The sequence below is a fragment of the Psychrobacter sp. NC44 genome, from assembly GCF_904846655.1.
Taxonomy (GTDB): domain Bacteria; phylum Pseudomonadota; class Gammaproteobacteria; order Pseudomonadales; family Moraxellaceae; genus Psychrobacter.
Window position 1 is genome coordinate 260,579 of sequence record NZ_CAJHBN010000002.1, and the last position, 15,662, is coordinate 276,240.

General features: G+C 43.1%; 13 protein-coding genes. 4 read left to right on the forward strand and 9 right to left on the reverse strand.

What is annotated here, in order from left to right:
- Positions 1-134: 134 nt before the first annotated feature.
- On the reverse strand, positions 135-1,211 hold the full coding sequence (locus tag JMX95_RS13640; protein WP_227675935.1) for an NUDIX hydrolase: 1,077 nt from the start codon (positions 1,209-1,211) through the stop codon (positions 135-137).
- 270 nt (positions 1,212-1,481) lie between these two features.
- On the opposite strand from JMX95_RS13640, the gene nadA reads away from it, so the two are divergent.
- The 3 genes from nadA to JMX95_RS02365 all read left to right on the forward strand — a co-directional run bounded on the left by nadA (position 1,482) and on the right by JMX95_RS02365 (position 5,510).
- Positions 1,482-2,621 (forward strand): quinolinate synthase NadA, encoded by a 1,140-nt coding sequence (nadA, locus tag JMX95_RS02355; protein ID WP_201553522.1) that lies wholly within the window; start codon positions 1,482-1,484, stop codon positions 2,619-2,621.
- A gap of 1 nt (position 2,622) precedes the next feature.
- Positions 2,623-4,539 (forward strand): L-aspartate oxidase, encoded by a 1,917-nt coding sequence (nadB, locus tag JMX95_RS02360; RefSeq protein WP_201559980.1) that lies wholly within the window; start codon positions 2,623-2,625, stop codon positions 4,537-4,539.
- Positions 4,540-4,616: 77 nt separating this feature from the next.
- Positions 4,617-5,510: a phosphatidate cytidylyltransferase gene (locus JMX95_RS02365; protein WP_201559951.1), complete on the forward strand. Its 894-nt coding sequence runs from the start codon at positions 4,617-4,619 to the stop codon at positions 5,508-5,510.
- A gap of 7 nt (positions 5,511-5,517) precedes the next feature.
- Here the strand turns inward: JMX95_RS02365 and JMX95_RS02370 are convergent, their stop codons facing one another.
- Genes JMX95_RS02370 through JMX95_RS02380 form a run of 3 tightly spaced genes read right to left on the reverse strand, consistent with a single transcriptional unit; the run spans position 5,518 to position 10,335 of the window.
- Positions 5,518-6,333 carry an SDR family NAD(P)-dependent oxidoreductase gene (locus JMX95_RS02370; protein ID WP_201559952.1) on the reverse strand — a complete coding sequence of 272 codons (816 nt, stop codon included), beginning with the start codon at positions 6,331-6,333 and terminating at the stop codon, positions 5,518-5,520.
- 8 nt (positions 6,334-6,341) lie between these two features.
- Complete coding sequence (locus JMX95_RS02375; protein ID WP_201559953.1) at positions 6,342-7,532, reverse strand: patatin-like phospholipase family protein; 1,191 nt, start codon at positions 7,530-7,532, stop codon at positions 6,342-6,344.
- Positions 7,525-10,335 carry an alpha/beta fold hydrolase gene (locus JMX95_RS02380; protein ID WP_201559954.1) on the reverse strand — a complete coding sequence of 937 codons (2,811 nt, stop codon included), beginning with the start codon at positions 10,333-10,335 and terminating at the stop codon, positions 7,525-7,527. Before JMX95_RS02380 ends, JMX95_RS02375 begins: the two co-directional genes overlap by 8 nt.
- A 269-nt stretch (positions 10,336-10,604) precedes the next feature.
- Here JMX95_RS02380 and JMX95_RS02385 point away from each other — a divergent pair, with 269 nt between their 5' ends.
- Positions 10,605-11,516 carry a lysine exporter LysO family protein gene (locus tag JMX95_RS02385; RefSeq protein ID WP_201559955.1) on the forward strand — a complete coding sequence of 304 codons (912 nt, stop codon included), beginning with the start codon at positions 10,605-10,607 and terminating at the stop codon, positions 11,514-11,516.
- A gap of 282 nt (positions 11,517-11,798) precedes the next feature.
- On the opposite strand, the gene JMX95_RS02390 is transcribed toward JMX95_RS02385, so the two are convergent.
- The 5 genes from JMX95_RS02390 to JMX95_RS02410 form a co-directional block, all read right to left on the reverse strand.
- Positions 11,799-12,278: a hypothetical protein gene (locus JMX95_RS02390; RefSeq protein ID WP_201559956.1), complete on the reverse strand. Its 480-nt coding sequence runs from the start codon at positions 12,276-12,278 to the stop codon at positions 11,799-11,801.
- A gap of 77 nt (positions 12,279-12,355) precedes the next feature.
- A complete protein-coding gene (locus JMX95_RS02395; protein WP_201559957.1) occupies positions 12,356-12,937 on the reverse strand; it encodes an OmpA family protein in 582 nt (193 codons plus the stop codon).
- Between the two features lie 70 nt (positions 12,938-13,007).
- Complete coding sequence (locus JMX95_RS02400) at positions 13,008-14,207, reverse strand: hypothetical protein (protein ID WP_201559958.1); 1,200 nt, start codon at positions 14,205-14,207, stop codon at positions 13,008-13,010.
- A gap of 60 nt (positions 14,208-14,267) precedes the next feature.
- Positions 14,268-14,930 carry an OmpA family protein gene (locus tag JMX95_RS02405; protein WP_201559959.1) on the reverse strand — a complete coding sequence of 221 codons (663 nt, stop codon included), beginning with the start codon at positions 14,928-14,930 and terminating at the stop codon, positions 14,268-14,270.
- 12 nt (positions 14,931-14,942) lie between these two features.
- Positions 14,943-15,662, reverse strand: a complete 720-nt coding sequence (locus JMX95_RS02410; protein ID WP_201559960.1) for an OmpA family protein — start codon at positions 15,660-15,662, stop codon at positions 14,943-14,945.

Sequence of the window (15,662 nt, forward strand, 5' to 3'; positions counted from 1 at the left end):
TTATGCAATTAAACTCAAAATGAGCATAAATATAGCGTAAAGTTAACAGCCTCGCAAGGAACCGTCATCATTTTGTGCAGCCGACAGGGTTTTATAATCATCAAAATAAAGATAGCAAGGTAGTCTATTGACGCCTATTTACGCTTAGGCAACTTACTATCCATCAATAAGCTTTGTAGTTCAATATCATGACGAAAGCGATAAAGCTTGGCAGGACGACCACGTTGGGCGCTACTACTCTGTCCTGTTTCCATCACAAGTTTTTGTGAATCTAGCAGACGACGGAAATTTTGCTTGTGCAAGCGCACTCCTGAGAGCGCTTCTACGCTTTGTTGTAATTGTGACAAGGTAAATACATCTGGCATCAAGCCAAAAATAAGCGGTCGGTATTCAATTTTGGCACGCAGCCGTGAAATAGCCGTTGCAATCACTCGGCGATGATCATAATACATCGGCACACCAATGAGCTGTGACCAGCTTTCAGGTAGCTTATTCTGATGGCTCGATTGATGAGCGCTTTGATGATTCATTGAATAGCTAGGTGGATAGTTCGGTGCTTCCGGTATCAGTCCCGCTTCATACAGCATCTCATAGCGCAGTAGCACATGCTCAGCGACCCACTCTCTATTTTCATAATGCTCATAGGCTGTGTATTCATTATCCGCATTTTCACTTGTGGTCATATTACCCACTAAGAGCGCTTCACTTACACCCCAACATAAACCAATACGCTGACGGCGGCGCTGCTGAATGCCTGAATCTTTAGTGCTATCTGCCCAGCTCAATAATGCTGGCACAATATTGTTCATAATGATGCTAGGTATGCCATCCAAATGATTTTCCCAAGGAAAGTAATCATACCAATCGCGCCACGATGCTTGGCTTTGTAGCTGCTGCGTTTGTGTCTCTTGTACCAGTCCCAAATAGCTCACGTAGACCAATGCGTGACCATCAACGTTGCGCCTATTGGTATCGACAAAGGTATATAGCTGCTCCAAATAACCAAGTGGTTGCTGTGTTTGCTCCTCAACCCATTGGCGCACGCCAGCTTGCAGTGAGCGATGCAACGGCATCAATGGACCATTGGGTAACAGCTTTCCTTGATCAACGGTTAAGACCCTAGCGGTATGCTCAGTAATGGCGACTAGCACGGCCACGACTTCTGTGGTGCCACTACCTTGCTGATGCGCGTGTGAATAAGACAACGTCATGACTTTAGTGATTACCTTTTATTTTAATTATTAAATAAAGCTCAACTGCTAAGCCGTTGACCATTTGCTCAGTATAGCTTGAATCAACGATTATCATAGTTCGTGGTTGTAATTATATAAAATGAGTCTTTATAAATCATAAATGTATAAAAAATACTTGTATTTATGCTCAAAATGAGCATAATCAAAACATCTGACTAGCCAGCGATATTAATTGACTTATTTTTAGCGGCATATTGCTTGTCGTTACTGCCTAAAAGGTTTGCATCTATGAAAACTTATCCTTACGACGCGCCCATCATGAGTAATGACAATCGCATTGCAATACAAATGAATATTGAATATGCCAAAGCTAAAATGCCAGCAGACTTGCCGCGTACTGAACGTCTCATGGTCGAGGAAAACATCAAACGGCTATTAAAAGCGCATGATGCGGTATTGGTCGCCCATTATTATGTCGACCCCTTTATTCAGGATTTGGCATTAGCAACGGGTGGTTGTGTGGGTGATTCGCTGGAGATGGCACGCTTTGGGCAAGCGCATAGCGCCCAGACCTTAGTGGTCGCTGGTGTCCGCTTCATGGGTGAGTCGGCGAAAATCTTAAGTATGGAAAAAACAGTACTGATGCCAGACCTAGAAGCCGAGTGTTCGCTTGATTTGGGCTGCCCTGCTGACGAGTTCTCCGCATTTTGTGATGCTCACCCTGAGCGTACAGTTGTCGTTTATGCCAATACTAGCGCCGCCGTCAAAGCCCGTGCCGATTGGGTGGTGACGTCATCGGTTGGCATCGACATCATTCGCCATTTGCATGCGAATGGTGAAAAAATTATTTGGGGGCCTGATCGCCATTTAGGTAAATATATTGCTGCTGAGACTGGCGCAGATATGCTGCTTTGGCAAGGCTCGTGCCTCGTACATAATGAGTTCAAATCGACCGAGCTAATGCAATTAAAAGAGAATCATCCAAACGCCAAAGTATTGGTGCATCCTGAATCCCCTGATAGCGTGGTGGCGCTCGCCGATGTGGTCGGCTCGACCAGTAAGCTGTTGCAATCGACTTATGAGATGGATGCCGATACCTTTATCGTCGCCACCGATTTGGGTATTTTGCACGAAATGCAAAAACGCTCACCATATAAGCGCTTCTTAGCTGCACCTACTGCAGGTGAAAGCGCCAGTTGTAAGAGTTGCGCGTTTTGCCCATGGATGGCGATGAATGGTCTACAAGGTATCGAGCAATGCCTGATCAATAATAGCGGTGAAGTATTAATGACACCTGAGCTGGCAGTCGCGGCTAGAAAACCCTTGCAACGCATGCTTGATTTTGCCGAAACGCAGAAGCAACGTGTGGCAACGAGCGGCGATATTGTCAAAGACCGTGAGTTATTTGCCAATGTCGGGGCTGCCTAATATGAGCGCGGCATTGACAGCGGAATCATTAGGTCTCGATAGCCCTGCTGCTATAGTACAAACGGACGTGCTTATCATTGGCGCGGGATTAGCAGGCTTAAGCACGGCTCTAGCATTACCAAAATCGCTGAATATTACTGTATTGAGCAAAGCCGCCTTAGAGATTTGCTCCAGTCATTATGCCCAAGGTGGCATCGCGGCAAGCTTGGATAAAGAGGACTCTGTCGCTGACCATATTGCCGATACCCTAATCGCTGGCGCAGGGTTATGCGAAGCTAATAATACCAGTCGCATTTTAAGTGCCGGGCAACAGGCCGTTCAATGGCTATGTGAGCAAGGTGTGCCTTTTACCCAAATACCGCAAGAAGATAATGCAGAACCTGTCACCAAACTACAGACTGAACTACAAACTGCCGACTTACATTTAACCAAAGAAGGCGGGCATGGTTGCAGGCGGGTCGCACATGCGGATGATGCGACTGGTCGACACATTATGGAAGCCTTGACTATAAAGGCGCAAAACGCTGCTAATATCACTATTTTGCCTTATCATGAAGCGCTGAGCCTTTTAACAAATAGTGCCAATCCAAATAAGCAATGCCAAGGGGCGCAAGTTTTTGATCATAATAATCAACGACAACTGACTTTTTATAGTCACGCAGTCGTACTGGCTAGTGGCGGTTTAGGACAACTGTTCAAGCGAGCCAGTGCACCAAATGTCTGTGTTGGCGATGGTGTGATGATGGCATGGCAAGCAGGCTGTCGCTTAGCAAACTTGGAGTTCATTCAATTTCATCCAACAGGTTTAGCGTTAGATGACAGCAGCTTTTTGATATCGGAAGCACTACGCGGTGAAGGTGGGCGGCTGACCTGTCCGCAAACTGGCAAGCGCTTTATGTTAAAAATTGATGAGCGGGCAGAATTGGCACCACGCGATATCGTCGCTCGCGCCATCGCTGAGCAGATCAGTAATAACGGGCTTGGCTACGTACATTTAGATGTCAGTCATTTGCCAGAACAGTTTTTACGGGAGCATTTCCCACAGATTTATCAAACATTATTCAACCTCGGCATTGATATGACTAGGGAACCTATCCCCGTTGCCCCGACTGCGCATTATAGTTGCGGTGGCGTGGTTACTGACGCCAATGGTTTGAGCGATGTGATAGGTTTATATGCCGCAGGCGAAGTTGCCTATACAGGTTTGCATGGTGCGAATCGCTTAGCAAGTAATTCACTTTTAGAATGCGTAGTCGTTGGGCGCAATATCGCTGCTGACTTACCGCGATATTTAAAAGCATTAGACAATCTAGATACCGTTGACGTTTATGATAATTTACATTTATCAGCAACTGCCATTTGGACAGCACCAACGCTCAAAGATATTCAAACTATTAAGCTTCCTTCTTCTCCTACCATTCTATTTAATTTATCTCATTGTGATGACACTGATATCGTTACCCGCGATTATGCGGGCAAAATAGTCACAGAATTAAAAGTTTTAATGACCTCTTATATGGGTATCACTCGAAATGCCGAATCATTAGAGCAAATATTAATACAGATACAGCAATGGCAACAGTGGCTTGAAAAAACTAGGTTAAATCAGTCCAGTATGAGTACTTTAGATGGCACTATCACTGCTAATGAGCTGGCACTATTTCAATTAGCACGACAATTACAATTAGCCACGTTGGTTATTCAGTCAGCTTATCAGCGTTATGAGAGTCGCGGTGGTCACTATCGTCAAGACTATCCACATTTGGCATCCACACCTCGAACCAGTGTGATTGCGCCATTATCGAAGTTGAGAGAAGCTGACAAAACAGGCAGCAAAGAGGGTGGCATTGATTGGCTGCTTCAGCCTATAATCGATGACACAGAGGCTAGAGTGGTAAATACAGTTGCTAACATCTAACAGCAATTGGAGGCCGCCACTTTAGCCATGAAAAACGGTAACTTGCCGTTCTTTATTGACCTTGAATTGCTAAAAATATGGCTACTGATTTGCAGTTTGTGATCGGACTTATGATGGTCGTCAGTGTGACTTGGGGCATGCTTGCCCTACCTCGCTTACGTCAGCGCTTACCGAAAATCTATTTAATCGCGCGCTCATGGTGGCTCATGTTAGCGGCGCTTTGCGCGTGTTACGTTATCGCTAAGGTAACGAATAATAGCCAACCCATGCAGCCTCCTACCTACCCTTATCAGTGGCTGCTCATCGCTTTTTTCGTTTTAATTGGTTTGCGTGGCTGCTATGAGATTAAACGTTTGTGGTGCTTACATAGCAAGTCGGTGCTGATTAAAAAGCTGCAAGCACGTGGTTTACAGCCCATGACCATACCTTTTAGCCAAAATCCTGCGCATTCCTCTCAAACTTATACGCGTCTAAATCTGTTAGACCTAGTCTTTAGCTCTGCTTTTCTCACACTGATTGTCAGTCTTATTGCTTTAAAACAATTAATCTGGCAGCGCGAGCAGTATGGCGTTTTATTTTTTGTGTTATTCGCCAGTCAATTTAATGATATTGCCCAGTATTTATGCGGACGATTGCTTGGTCACAAGCTGTTTACGCGTGGTCTTGCCCCAATTATTAGCCCGAATAAAAGTATCGAAGGCGCTCTTTTCGGCAGTATGCTAGCGGCGATATTGGCAACACTATTAGGCATTTGGCTCACGCCTTTTAACTGGTGGATTTGCTTATTAGCCGCTTACGGCTTAGCGGTCAGTGGTATCGCTGGAGATTTATTAGAATCCGCCTTTAAACGTCAGCATGGGGTGAAAGACACGGGTACGATGCTCGCCGGACATGGCGGCGTATTGGACAGAGTAGATAGCTTGCTCATTGGCGTGCCGCTATTTACCTTGTTTTATTGGCTGCTTGGGTAAGCTGTTATCAAGTCGTTTTATCCAACTTACTGCGTAATATCCAATTAAGCACAGGCTTAGGCAAATGATTGAGCGCCCGAGTAATATAGCGCATGGAGCGTGGAAATATGGCCAGCTCAATATTTTTATCAATGGCTTGCATAACATTCTCAACCGCCGTTTGCGTACTGATGATGGATGGCTTATGACTGGCATCGCCGTTATTCAAATCGCGTAATGCTTGGGTATCGATGTAGCCTGAGGCGATGCAATTGACTTGAATAGGATAAGGCATCAGCGCCGCTCGATAAGCGCTAGCAGTCGCAATCATCGCGCGTTTGCTTTTGGCATAAAGGCTAGCATAAGGGTACTCCATAGTACCAGCGATAGACGCGATACAAATCAGGCTCAGCCTACTTTTTCCCTCGAAATCTATTGACCGACTTTCACGCTTTAACTGCTCACTTGCCCATCTAAAAACCTGCTCAAACGCTTGCAGATTAATTGCTAGCATTTTATCGCTGTCAGCTTGATTGAGATGATGGACACGCTCATTGGTATAACTGCCTGCACTATAAATCACTCTTTGAAAACTGCTATCTGACAAGTTATCTACCAACGTTTGTGTTTGCGCTCTATCGGTTAAATCACAGCAGTGAGTAACAATGTCAGGATGCTGACTATTGATATGGGCTATCTTCTCTACGCTATGACCAACCACGCTCACTTGCCAGCCAAGCGCCTGATGATGCAGCGCCAACGCCAAGCCAAGTCCACTCGTACCACCAAAGACGATAATATGCGATGGCTTATGAGTTGAAGTCGACTGTGTGATGTTTTTCATTTTAGAGTTCATAGACCATGCTGCTGTATATAGTCAGCCGTACGCTGATACCCATACTGCCATTGCACCTGCATCTGCTGTACAAAGCCATCATAGTCACTGTGAATGAGTTCAACCGTCATTTGATTTATATTAAAACGCTTTTGTACATGCTGTCCTACCAACTGCTGACCATTATCTGCAAAGGGTAACCAATGCAATTGATGGCTATTTCTTTCTGACTTCATAAGTGATGACGTTTCCATTGGCTGATAACCATGCACCTGTGCCAAACGCTCATTTGGGTCAAAACCAAAAACGCGTTGAATGGCTGGTGCGGCAAGCCATGAATCATAACCTGCCTTGGTCTCTGCAAATACCGTCTGTCCTAGCTGACATGCTAGCTCAACGGGCGTGAGATTAATCACTCCGCCCAAGCACCAGCCAAGCGTTTCAATATGCGTTGGCGGTAGATAATACATATCTGCCATAGAAGCACGAACCGCTGGATTGAATTCCCACTGCTTTACGATATTTACTGACTGATGAATACGCCTATCGGCAAACGTATGCGCAGGTGCGTTAAGTATTTCATCAAAATGCTCTGATACTGCCAAACACGGTGGCGCAAATAACAATTCTTGCAGCTTAAACTCATCGTAAACAGAACTATCAGTAGTAAGCGTTTGATCGGCTGTTTGATAAAGTCGGCTAGCAATAATGGCTATTTCTGGCGCGGTAGGATTATACAGATTATTGTGATTAGGAGAAAAATGAGACAATTCATCGAGCCATTGCCCCTCGTTATCTATCCGAAACATCGCTAACTGCTGCAACTCAGCCAATAGTCGTTTGTAGCTGTCTGATTGCTGCTGTTTTTGTCTTTTACCTCTTTGCTTTGATAACCGCCAACGTGCAAGCGCCTGAGTCATATAACGTATTTTCAATCGTTTGTTGGCTTCGTCTGGCGCAACATGTCTGATTGCCGTAATGACACGATACAACTCACGACTGCACATGAGCGCCTGCAAATCCTTAGGATCAGGCGCTAGATTGACCAAATAAGCCGACAGACTGCCACCGCAAGTGCCGACGATGACATCTGGCTTCAAATCATGAGCAACCAATGCCGCATAGCTGCCCAAATAATAGGCGAAACGTGAACCGCCCCCTGAAAAAAGTTGCACACGCTCATAGGGCTTGGCATGCGTATTATTCATGATTGGTTGAGGTGATTTTAATTGCCAATGACACGGTAAAGATACCAAAACGATCGATACGCATAGCGACTTTCTTAAAGCCAGCATTCTCAACCAATTGATCCATTTCCGTTTGCGAGCGACAGCGCATCACCCAACTACTGCCGCGATGATTGTTTAAGGTTTTACTAATGAATTCCTGTTCAGGATGCCACGGCTGATTAGTATAAAGTAAATAACCATCAGATTTTAAACTGTCATAAATGCCTGCCAATGCCGTCGCTGGTAGTGTATTGTCAGAAAATAATTCAAACACGCCAGAAGCAATGGCGATATCAAATTTTTTATCATCAAGGCCTTTAGTATTGTCACTTTCCTTCTGTAAATAAGAATAACTGGCAGGGTCAAATGCATCTTTTTGACAAGTCATCACGCGATCAGCAATCTCTAACTGCTCCGCCTTTGCCTGTAAGGCTTGGATATTATGCTGCTCATAATCGCGTAGCTCAGCATATAAGTTTTCAAACTCTGTCAATAAATCAAAGGCGTAAAAGCCATGTCCACTAGCGATATCGAGTAGTTTTGGTTGGTATGGTTTAGTACTGCTCTGGTTTTTGTCTTCAATATCCGCTAACGCTTCACGTGCCAGCTCTAATATATGCTCACGGCGAATACGAATCCCTTGCCAACCAATATTGCTTAAGTAAAACTTATCGACCACCTGACCAAATTTATTCTGACCGCTGGGCTGATTATAGTACACGTGATCGAGCGAGTGCCCCGAATCAAAGCCATGCTCCAGTCCTGTAGCAATAGCATCGCTGACATGACCAAATTTTTGCATGGCAAATCGAGTAATGGCAAAGCTTGGGTTAAAGGGCTTAATCGCTAAACGGTCAACCTTATCTTTACTGGCACTATTCAGATGCGCCAAGCTCAAATCAGGTGCTTTAACGTCCTTACTGAATACCTGCTCAGCGAAATTAATACAATCTGCGAAGACGTCTGCTTTATTGGTCTCATGAAAGATTGCATGATAGCTATCTGGATACAGTTGCCAGCGTTTATCAGTCGTATTAATCGCCTCATAAAAATCACGCTCTGCCTGCTTATCGACCACGTAATCCTTGCCTGCACATAATACAAACGTCGGTACAGTAATAGCGCTAGCATCATCGAGCAAGCGTTGACCCGTTGCATGAGTATCGATAAGCAGATCAGTTGAAATACTATTAGAAATCAGTGGATCGGCATTATAAGCTTGCTGCGCGTCTTTATCATGGGTTAAGACTTGCGCCTTGACGTAGCTGCTCACGCGTGACATCAGTCCAAGCGCGCGAGCCACCTTTAACGACGGTATGGCAAATGGCATGTATAAGCGAATACTCAACGCTGGTGTACCCAATATCATCCCGCGAATATTTGGGGCATAATCATGTACCCATGCTGCGGCGAGTACCGCGCCGATACTACTGGCGACAATTAAGGTATCCTCGATAGCAATGCCCGTTTGCCCGATAACCAATTGCACAAAACCATCTAAATCGCGCTCAAGCTCGGTGACGCTTTCTGCATGATCCTTGATACCACCCGAGCGCCCATTACCACGCGCATCCCAAGCAAATACTTGATAACCTGCCATAGCAAACCGCTCTCCAAGTTCTGCTAAGCGTCCCGAATGCTCGTGACCACGATGTAACAAAATGACTTGGCGCTGTTGTGTGTGTTGCTGACCGGCTTGTTTGATACCTTCTAAAGGCATCGTCAGCCAATAACGGTAATAAATCGCCGTACCATCGTAAGCATTGTAGCAACTTTCACCGCTTATCAATTTGGAAGACGATAAATTGAGCATATCGCTAACCTGCTCCACTTTTTCATGATTATTGAGAGGGGTGGTCGGCATTATCTTAGGCTCCAAAAAGGAAGTTTTAATAGCAAAATTTGATAAAGGGGCATTTAATGAAGGAAAATGTGATAGAGGAGCATTTGATAAAGGAGAGTTCGATACAGGAGAATTTAATGAAAAGCTATTGGGAGATAAAGTATCAGGTTGATCAATAATCGCTTGGCAATCGATAGATGAAATAGATTGATACGATGACTCTGGTATTAACTTAAGAGTTTCTGAGTGATTTGAGCGAAGCGCGGGTGGTTTACGTATCAAGTATAAATCTGCCATATAACGCAGGCGATTCAAGCAGGTTTTTAATAGTAGTGCCTCTGTCAGTATCAATAGTGGACGCGCTTTGATATGCGATAGCATGATCGGCATTTTAGTCGCCATGAAAGCGCCAAGCAAACCTAGTAAAAAAGCACGATCGCTTTTGCCTAAAGGCCCTTGGTTTGCTCTAATGTCTAACATCGTATTACTAGTGATACCTAGTAACTCAGTACTGATACTAAGCGCAATCAGACCGATAATATGACGCTGATGGATTGATATACGGTTTGGTAAATTGACTGTCGACGCTTGTAAATTACCATTAGCAATATGCGGAGCTAAACTTGCGATAAGCGCCGTATCAGCCACGATATCACCCACTTCATTAAGCACTGCCCCAAGCCTTGAGGCTTGCCCATGCTCACGCGCCATCATGCCATCGATAGCATTGAGCGCCATACGCACAAACAGTGATGAAGGTAACAGCAACCATAATGCCTGCTGCTCAGTTGCGGGTTTGGCAATCATATAGGCCGTACCAAGGCTCAATAATACGGCTGACACCGTCACTTGATTTGCTGTCACCTTTTGCTCGACCAACACATCACTTATTGGGCGCAGCTGATCTTGAAACTGAGACTTGAGCTGATATAGCGACATGAGGCAAGCCAAATATAGTAAGTCTATTAATGTAGCAACAAAAGTTGGTCAGGTAAATACTTAAGCGTTGTTAGCAGTCAAATTATCATGAATGAAATCCTGACTTACAGCTTAGTGATTCACGATTTTATCTTAACACTGAATATTTGGTCGTTAAACAGTCGGCTTTTACAAGGAATCTTAGCCGCTCATGTCAGCATTGATCGTTTCATGTGATACAATTTCCAGCTTCTTAAAAACGCCTTTGAAAATGCCGCGAGCCAATCACCATGCAAAGCCTAGTTACCCTTGTTCTGGTATTAATGCCAATGTTTATTGGCTTTGCCATTCCTTCTCATCCAACCATGACAAAGCTTGCAGATAAAGGCTTATCTTATCTGGTATTTATCATCTTAGCGCTGATTGGTATCGAGCTGTCACAAGTTGAAGGACTTGGCAGTCAGATAGGCGAAATTGCGCTGTATGTGACCATACTATCGATTTTGACAATTGCCAGTGGTTTGTTTGCCCTGATGTTATTTGACCGACTGCGCCCATGGCATGCCAAAAAACCCAGCGTAAAATCTAAAGAACATCGCGTGAGCATCCGTGGTAGCCTCGCTCAAGTCGTTTGTGTGGTCATTGGTATGGTGATTGGTTATTTCTTACCAGACAATTATATACCGCCTGAAAATACCATGACGGTGATGCTGATGATATTAATTTTGTTGGTCGGCATTGGCTTAAAAGGCTCAGGTATTACGCTAAAAGAAGTGCTGCTGAATAAGCGCGGCGTTGAGATGAGTGTCATTTTTACACTAGCTGTCTTGGTTGGTGGCTTAATATTTGCGCTGATGTTCAGTGAGGTATCGTGGACCAAAGGCTTGGCACTGGCGTCAGGATTTGGTTGGTATTCGTTATCAGCGATTGTGATGACTGATGCTTATGGCGCGGTTTGGGGCAGTGTCGCGCTATTTAATGACTTAGTGCGTGAGTTTTTTGCATTGATATTTATTCCCGTGTTTATGCGTAAATATCCATCAGCAGCAGTTGGGCTTGGCGGCGCGACCAGTTTGGATTTTACCCTGCCAATTATTCAGCAATCTGGCGGTCTAAAAGTAGTGCCATTGGCAATTAGCTTTGGCTTTATTATTAATATTGTCTCGCCTGTGCTGATGGTGGTGTTTTCGGCGTTGGGGTAAGGTTAAATTTTGATGATTGGTAGTCATTAACCATCATCTGCAACGTTATTCAAATAACTCACAGTGCTTGGCATATTCACCATATTTTTGCATATCAGAATCATATTCAAGATTCATCAAATCATGAACTTCACTACTCGCCATTAAAGTTGCGCGGCGTTGTTTTGCCTCAATACTTTTAAGATTGAGCTTTTCAAAACTTGGATCTATAAACGCTGTATCTGTAACTATAATCTTATTTGAGCACTCATAAGTACGGATACGCTCAGCATCGATATTATATTACAACACTAAATTATTCTTAATAATTAGCGCTCGATTGCGTGATAAAGAATCGAAACCAAAAGTCGCTAAAGCATCTTTATCTATTTCACTTGTCGCTGCATGACCGAAAATAAAAACATTGGCTTTTGGGCGATCATTAAGACTTTCTGCTATTTTCACAAATACTGCATCATAGATATCAAATAGCTGACTGCTCATTTGCGAGAAAACCCCATTGAACTCCATTTCAAGTGCCTTGCCTCCCTCAATTATTATTTCACAGCCTTTAGCATCAATTACTACATTGGGTCGCGTTTCAGGGCATTCGTCTATAGCATCAAGCACACCATCGCCATCTAAATCGCTATCTGCCTGCATCGTTCTGATATTTTCATCTTTAGGTAGCTTTTTAGACGGCGCAGTTGTATTAGTTTGGCAGCCAGCTAAACCAATAAATAATGCCAGTAGCAATAAATTTCCATAGTTTCTAGTTGTCATTGCTACTCTCTTTTCATTCAGAATAATTTAAGGCTTTATCTGTCATCACTTTCAGTTTTTTTGAAATGTTTAATATATTACTTAACATTACTAATAAGCGCATAGATACGCTGGTTGAGCCAACTGTTTTCGATATCATTTGGCGCAATTGGACGTTCTGATCCATAGTAAAAAGTCTTAATACGATCAGGATCAATATTATATGTCATGGTCATATAATTTTTAACTCCTTCCACGCGGTATCTTGATAATGTTTGATTTGCATTATTGTCTTCACGTTTGGATATATGCCCTTCAATATGCATAACAGCGTCCAAATGAACTTGCATTTTTTTGCCTGCGTTATCTAGCTGTTCATAATACTCACTTTTTATCTCACTGCTATTTTCATCATAATAGGCTCTAGCTTCCATCATAAATTCATTTTCACCAAAAAGTAAGGAATCTGGACACCCTCTTTCATCTATCACTACGTTAAAAGGTGTACCTGGACATTCATCTATATCATCGAGTACGCCATCGCCATCTGAATCAATCTCTGCTTGCATCGTCCTGATATTTTCATCTTTAGGTAGCTTTTTAGACGGCGCAGCTGTAGTGGTTTGGCAGCCAGCTAAAGCAATAGATGCTATTAATAATAAAACGCTATAAAGTCTCATCAGTAGCCTTTCTTTATATAATTAAATGCTACTCTAGCATTCGTAAAAAATTAATTAAAAAAATTATAACCTAAGCCATCTCTAGATTTTTTTCCACCTGACACGCCTTATCATGCCACTGGATAAACTCATCAATATGAGAAGGTGCTCCACTGCCACTTTCCCTAGCAACCTCTTTACCAACCATACTTTCGACATAATGGCATGCTCGATAGTTTTTGGCATACTTATCATAATCAGCCATCCATTGTTTGCGCGCTTTTAACTCATCTTGACGTTGCTCAATGCTATTGTCCACATCGGTATTATCAGAGCCAAACCAAAAGTCCTTAGCAGGGATATCTTTAGCCAACTTATTATTTTCAACCTCACTCAAACGCCACGGCTTGGCAGTGAGCCGCGCTCGAAAGCACTGCTGCGCTTGGCATAGACGAACATAATTGGCATCTGCATGGAAATACTCAAACCACTCCGTGACCACGTTATCACTTGGCGAAATGATATCGTGTGTGGCAATAATGCGAAATCCTGCTGGCGTTTGATATAAACGAAAACATTCGATAGGATGATTCGCAACACGTTTTTTGATTAAATCCGTCATATAGGGCAGTAGTGAGGCGGCATCATCGGCATATTTTTGCGCACGGGCTTTGTCTTTTGCACTGGCTTGCTGCCACAAATAGACGGTCGCACCAATCATAACAGCCAATAACCACAACCATGATAGTCCTAGCCAAGCGATGACACTGGCAATAAGTATAAAGACAATAACAAAAGCCCAAACTTTTATTTTGGTTGTTGGATTGCTTTGATTAATGAGAAAGGCAGGCATAAAGCCATGATGGTTATAATCATCAGGATAGTTATGACGCAATAAATCATCATTATCAACATCAATAATGGCGATATTATCGACGTTAGCGACTTGTGCGCCATAGCTGTTGCGCGTGACAATGAGCTTCGTTACTGCTGCACTATTATTAGATAATTCATTTTTTGGAAAATCATGCTCATAAATAATCTCTTCACGAATAGGAATGCTATTGCCTTCGTTATACTCTTCCCTGCGCTCACGGCGTAAGATATCTTCACCTGCCAGCCAGCGATGATGCGCCTCATTGACTCGCAATTTAGCATGGGATAGCGCTTCCATTTGGCTGATATCTGACCAACCGTAACGTTTTATAGTGGCTTGCTTGGAAGGTTTACTAGACGTTTCTAGCGATTCAAAGCGCTGTTTGTGTTGCGCCCAGTATTTAGGGATGAGCATGAAGTTTACCTTCGAGTAGTTATTTTTATTTTATGGTTATTTATTAATAAATGACAAAAACTAAAACTCGATACACCTGTTTGAGCCTAGGTCATTTTGATGATAATTAGCTTTGTAGTTTTTTAAATCAGTTACTAAGCTATAAACTCTACGATTCATAGATCTGCCTTCCTCGGTATCAGAAGGTGCAATAGAACCTTTAATACCGCAATCGAGAGTAGTCAGACGACTAGACTCGATTTTGTGATTTAAAACTAGGTAGTTTTTAACAATGAGTGCTCTATTCTTAGCTAGTGAGTTTGATTGCAACATTGAGGTAGAAGCTTTATTGACCTCATCCTTCGAGACATGAGCTTCAATTTTCATAGTAGCCGTATCATAGTTATTCATTTGTTCTGCTACTCTATCAAGCTCATCATGATACTGTGGCAGTAATTCACTGCTGTCCTTGGTAAAAAAAGCACGATACTCCATCATTGGAGGCATACCAATAAGACTTGTAATCTCAGGACAACCTCTTTCGTCCACTACCACGTTCTCTGTCGTATTTGGGCATTGATCTAAATCATCAGGCACGCCGTCGCCGTCGCTATCTAAATTAATCAGAATAATTGGCAAATTAATAGTTTGAGCTTTTTGGTTAGAAAAGTCATGTGTTTGACATGCGGATAGCGTTAAGACGCTGATTAAAACAACAAGTATACTTCTCAATAGCGTATTCATAAATTATTTCTTCTAAAGCTGCTGACAGACTTCTTTATAATGCTTCAAAGAATGCTGCTCATCAGGGTAATTCCTAGAATATGCTTTATCAGCTTCTATTACCGCCCCAAAAACTCTTTGATTCAACAATGACATTTCAGCAGCATGCTTTTCAGTTTCAATATTAGCACCTTCATTATTAACACCAAGCTGAATTTTATCCCTGCAATCAAACGCCAAAATTTTATCAGCAACAATCCCTTGCTCTACTAAATAATCTTTGACTAATTTCACGCGATTACTCGCTAAGCGTCTATTATTAGGCGTGGCGTTAGTGGCTTGACGGTTTTCAGCTTCAGCTTTGGAGATATGGCCTGATAAAATGGTAACTAAGTCAGGATTGTTACGCGTTTTTTCAGCGACCTTTTGTACTTCAGTTAAATAAGCTTCGTTGGTTAGGGTAATACTATCTGAGGTGAAATAGACTCGAATATCCATTACTAGTGACCCAATCAAATTGACCGCCACTGGACAACCATAGGGATCAACCTTGACCCCTTCAGCAGTGTTAGGACAGTTATCAATTTCATCGGGCACGCCGTCATTGTCTGTATCTGCAAGTGGTTCTATCAATACTTTAGGTGTGTTGTCTGCCTTTTTATCTATTGTATTATTTTTAGGTGTAGATTGGCAGGAGGCTAAAATAAAACTAGCTATTACGACAGCTATCGCCATCCATGACTGAGTCTTCAT

What these genes read in the sequence shown, in the direction of transcription:
- JMX95_RS02390 (WP_201559956.1), bottom strand. Translation starts at nt 12,278, where the DNA reads ATGACAACTAGAAACTATGGAAATTTATTGCTACTGGCATTATTTATT.
- JMX95_RS13640 (WP_227675935.1), bottom strand. Translation starts at nt 1,211, where the DNA reads ATGACGTTGTCTTATTCACACGCGCATCAGCAAGGTAGTGGCACCACA.
- JMX95_RS02385 (WP_201559955.1), top strand. Translation starts at nt 10,605, where the DNA reads ATGCAAAGCCTAGTTACCCTTGTTCTGGTATTAATGCCAATGTTTATT.
- JMX95_RS02405 (WP_201559959.1), bottom strand. Translation starts at nt 14,930, where the DNA reads ATGAATACGCTATTGAGAAGTATACTTGTTGTTTTAATCAGCGTCTTA.
- JMX95_RS02400 (WP_201559958.1), bottom strand. Translation starts at nt 14,207, where the DNA reads ATGCTCATCCCTAAATACTGGGCGCAACACAAACAGCGCTTTGAATCG.
- JMX95_RS02410 (WP_201559960.1), bottom strand. Translation starts at nt 15,662, where the DNA reads ATGAAGACTCAGTCATGGATGGCGATAGCTGTCGTAATAGCTAGTTTT.
- JMX95_RS02370 (WP_201559952.1), bottom strand. Translation starts at nt 6,333, where the DNA reads ATGAAAAACATCACACAGTCGACTTCAACTCATAAGCCATCGCATATT.
- nadA (WP_201553522.1), top strand. Translation starts at nt 1,482, where the DNA reads ATGAAAACTTATCCTTACGACGCGCCCATCATGAGTAATGACAATCGC.
- nadB (WP_201559980.1), top strand. Translation starts at nt 2,623, where the DNA reads ATGAGCGCGGCATTGACAGCGGAATCATTAGGTCTCGATAGCCCTGCT.
- JMX95_RS02395 (WP_201559957.1), bottom strand. Translation starts at nt 12,937, where the DNA reads ATGAGACTTTATAGCGTTTTATTATTAATAGCATCTATTGCTTTAGCT.
- JMX95_RS02375 (WP_201559953.1), bottom strand. Translation starts at nt 7,532, where the DNA reads ATGAATAATACGCATGCCAAGCCCTATGAGCGTGTGCAACTTTTTTCA.
- JMX95_RS02365 (WP_201559951.1), top strand. Translation starts at nt 4,617, where the DNA reads ATGGCTACTGATTTGCAGTTTGTGATCGGACTTATGATGGTCGTCAGT.
- JMX95_RS02380 (WP_201559954.1), bottom strand. Translation starts at nt 10,335, where the DNA reads ATGTCGCTATATCAGCTCAAGTCTCAGTTTCAAGATCAGCTGCGCCCA.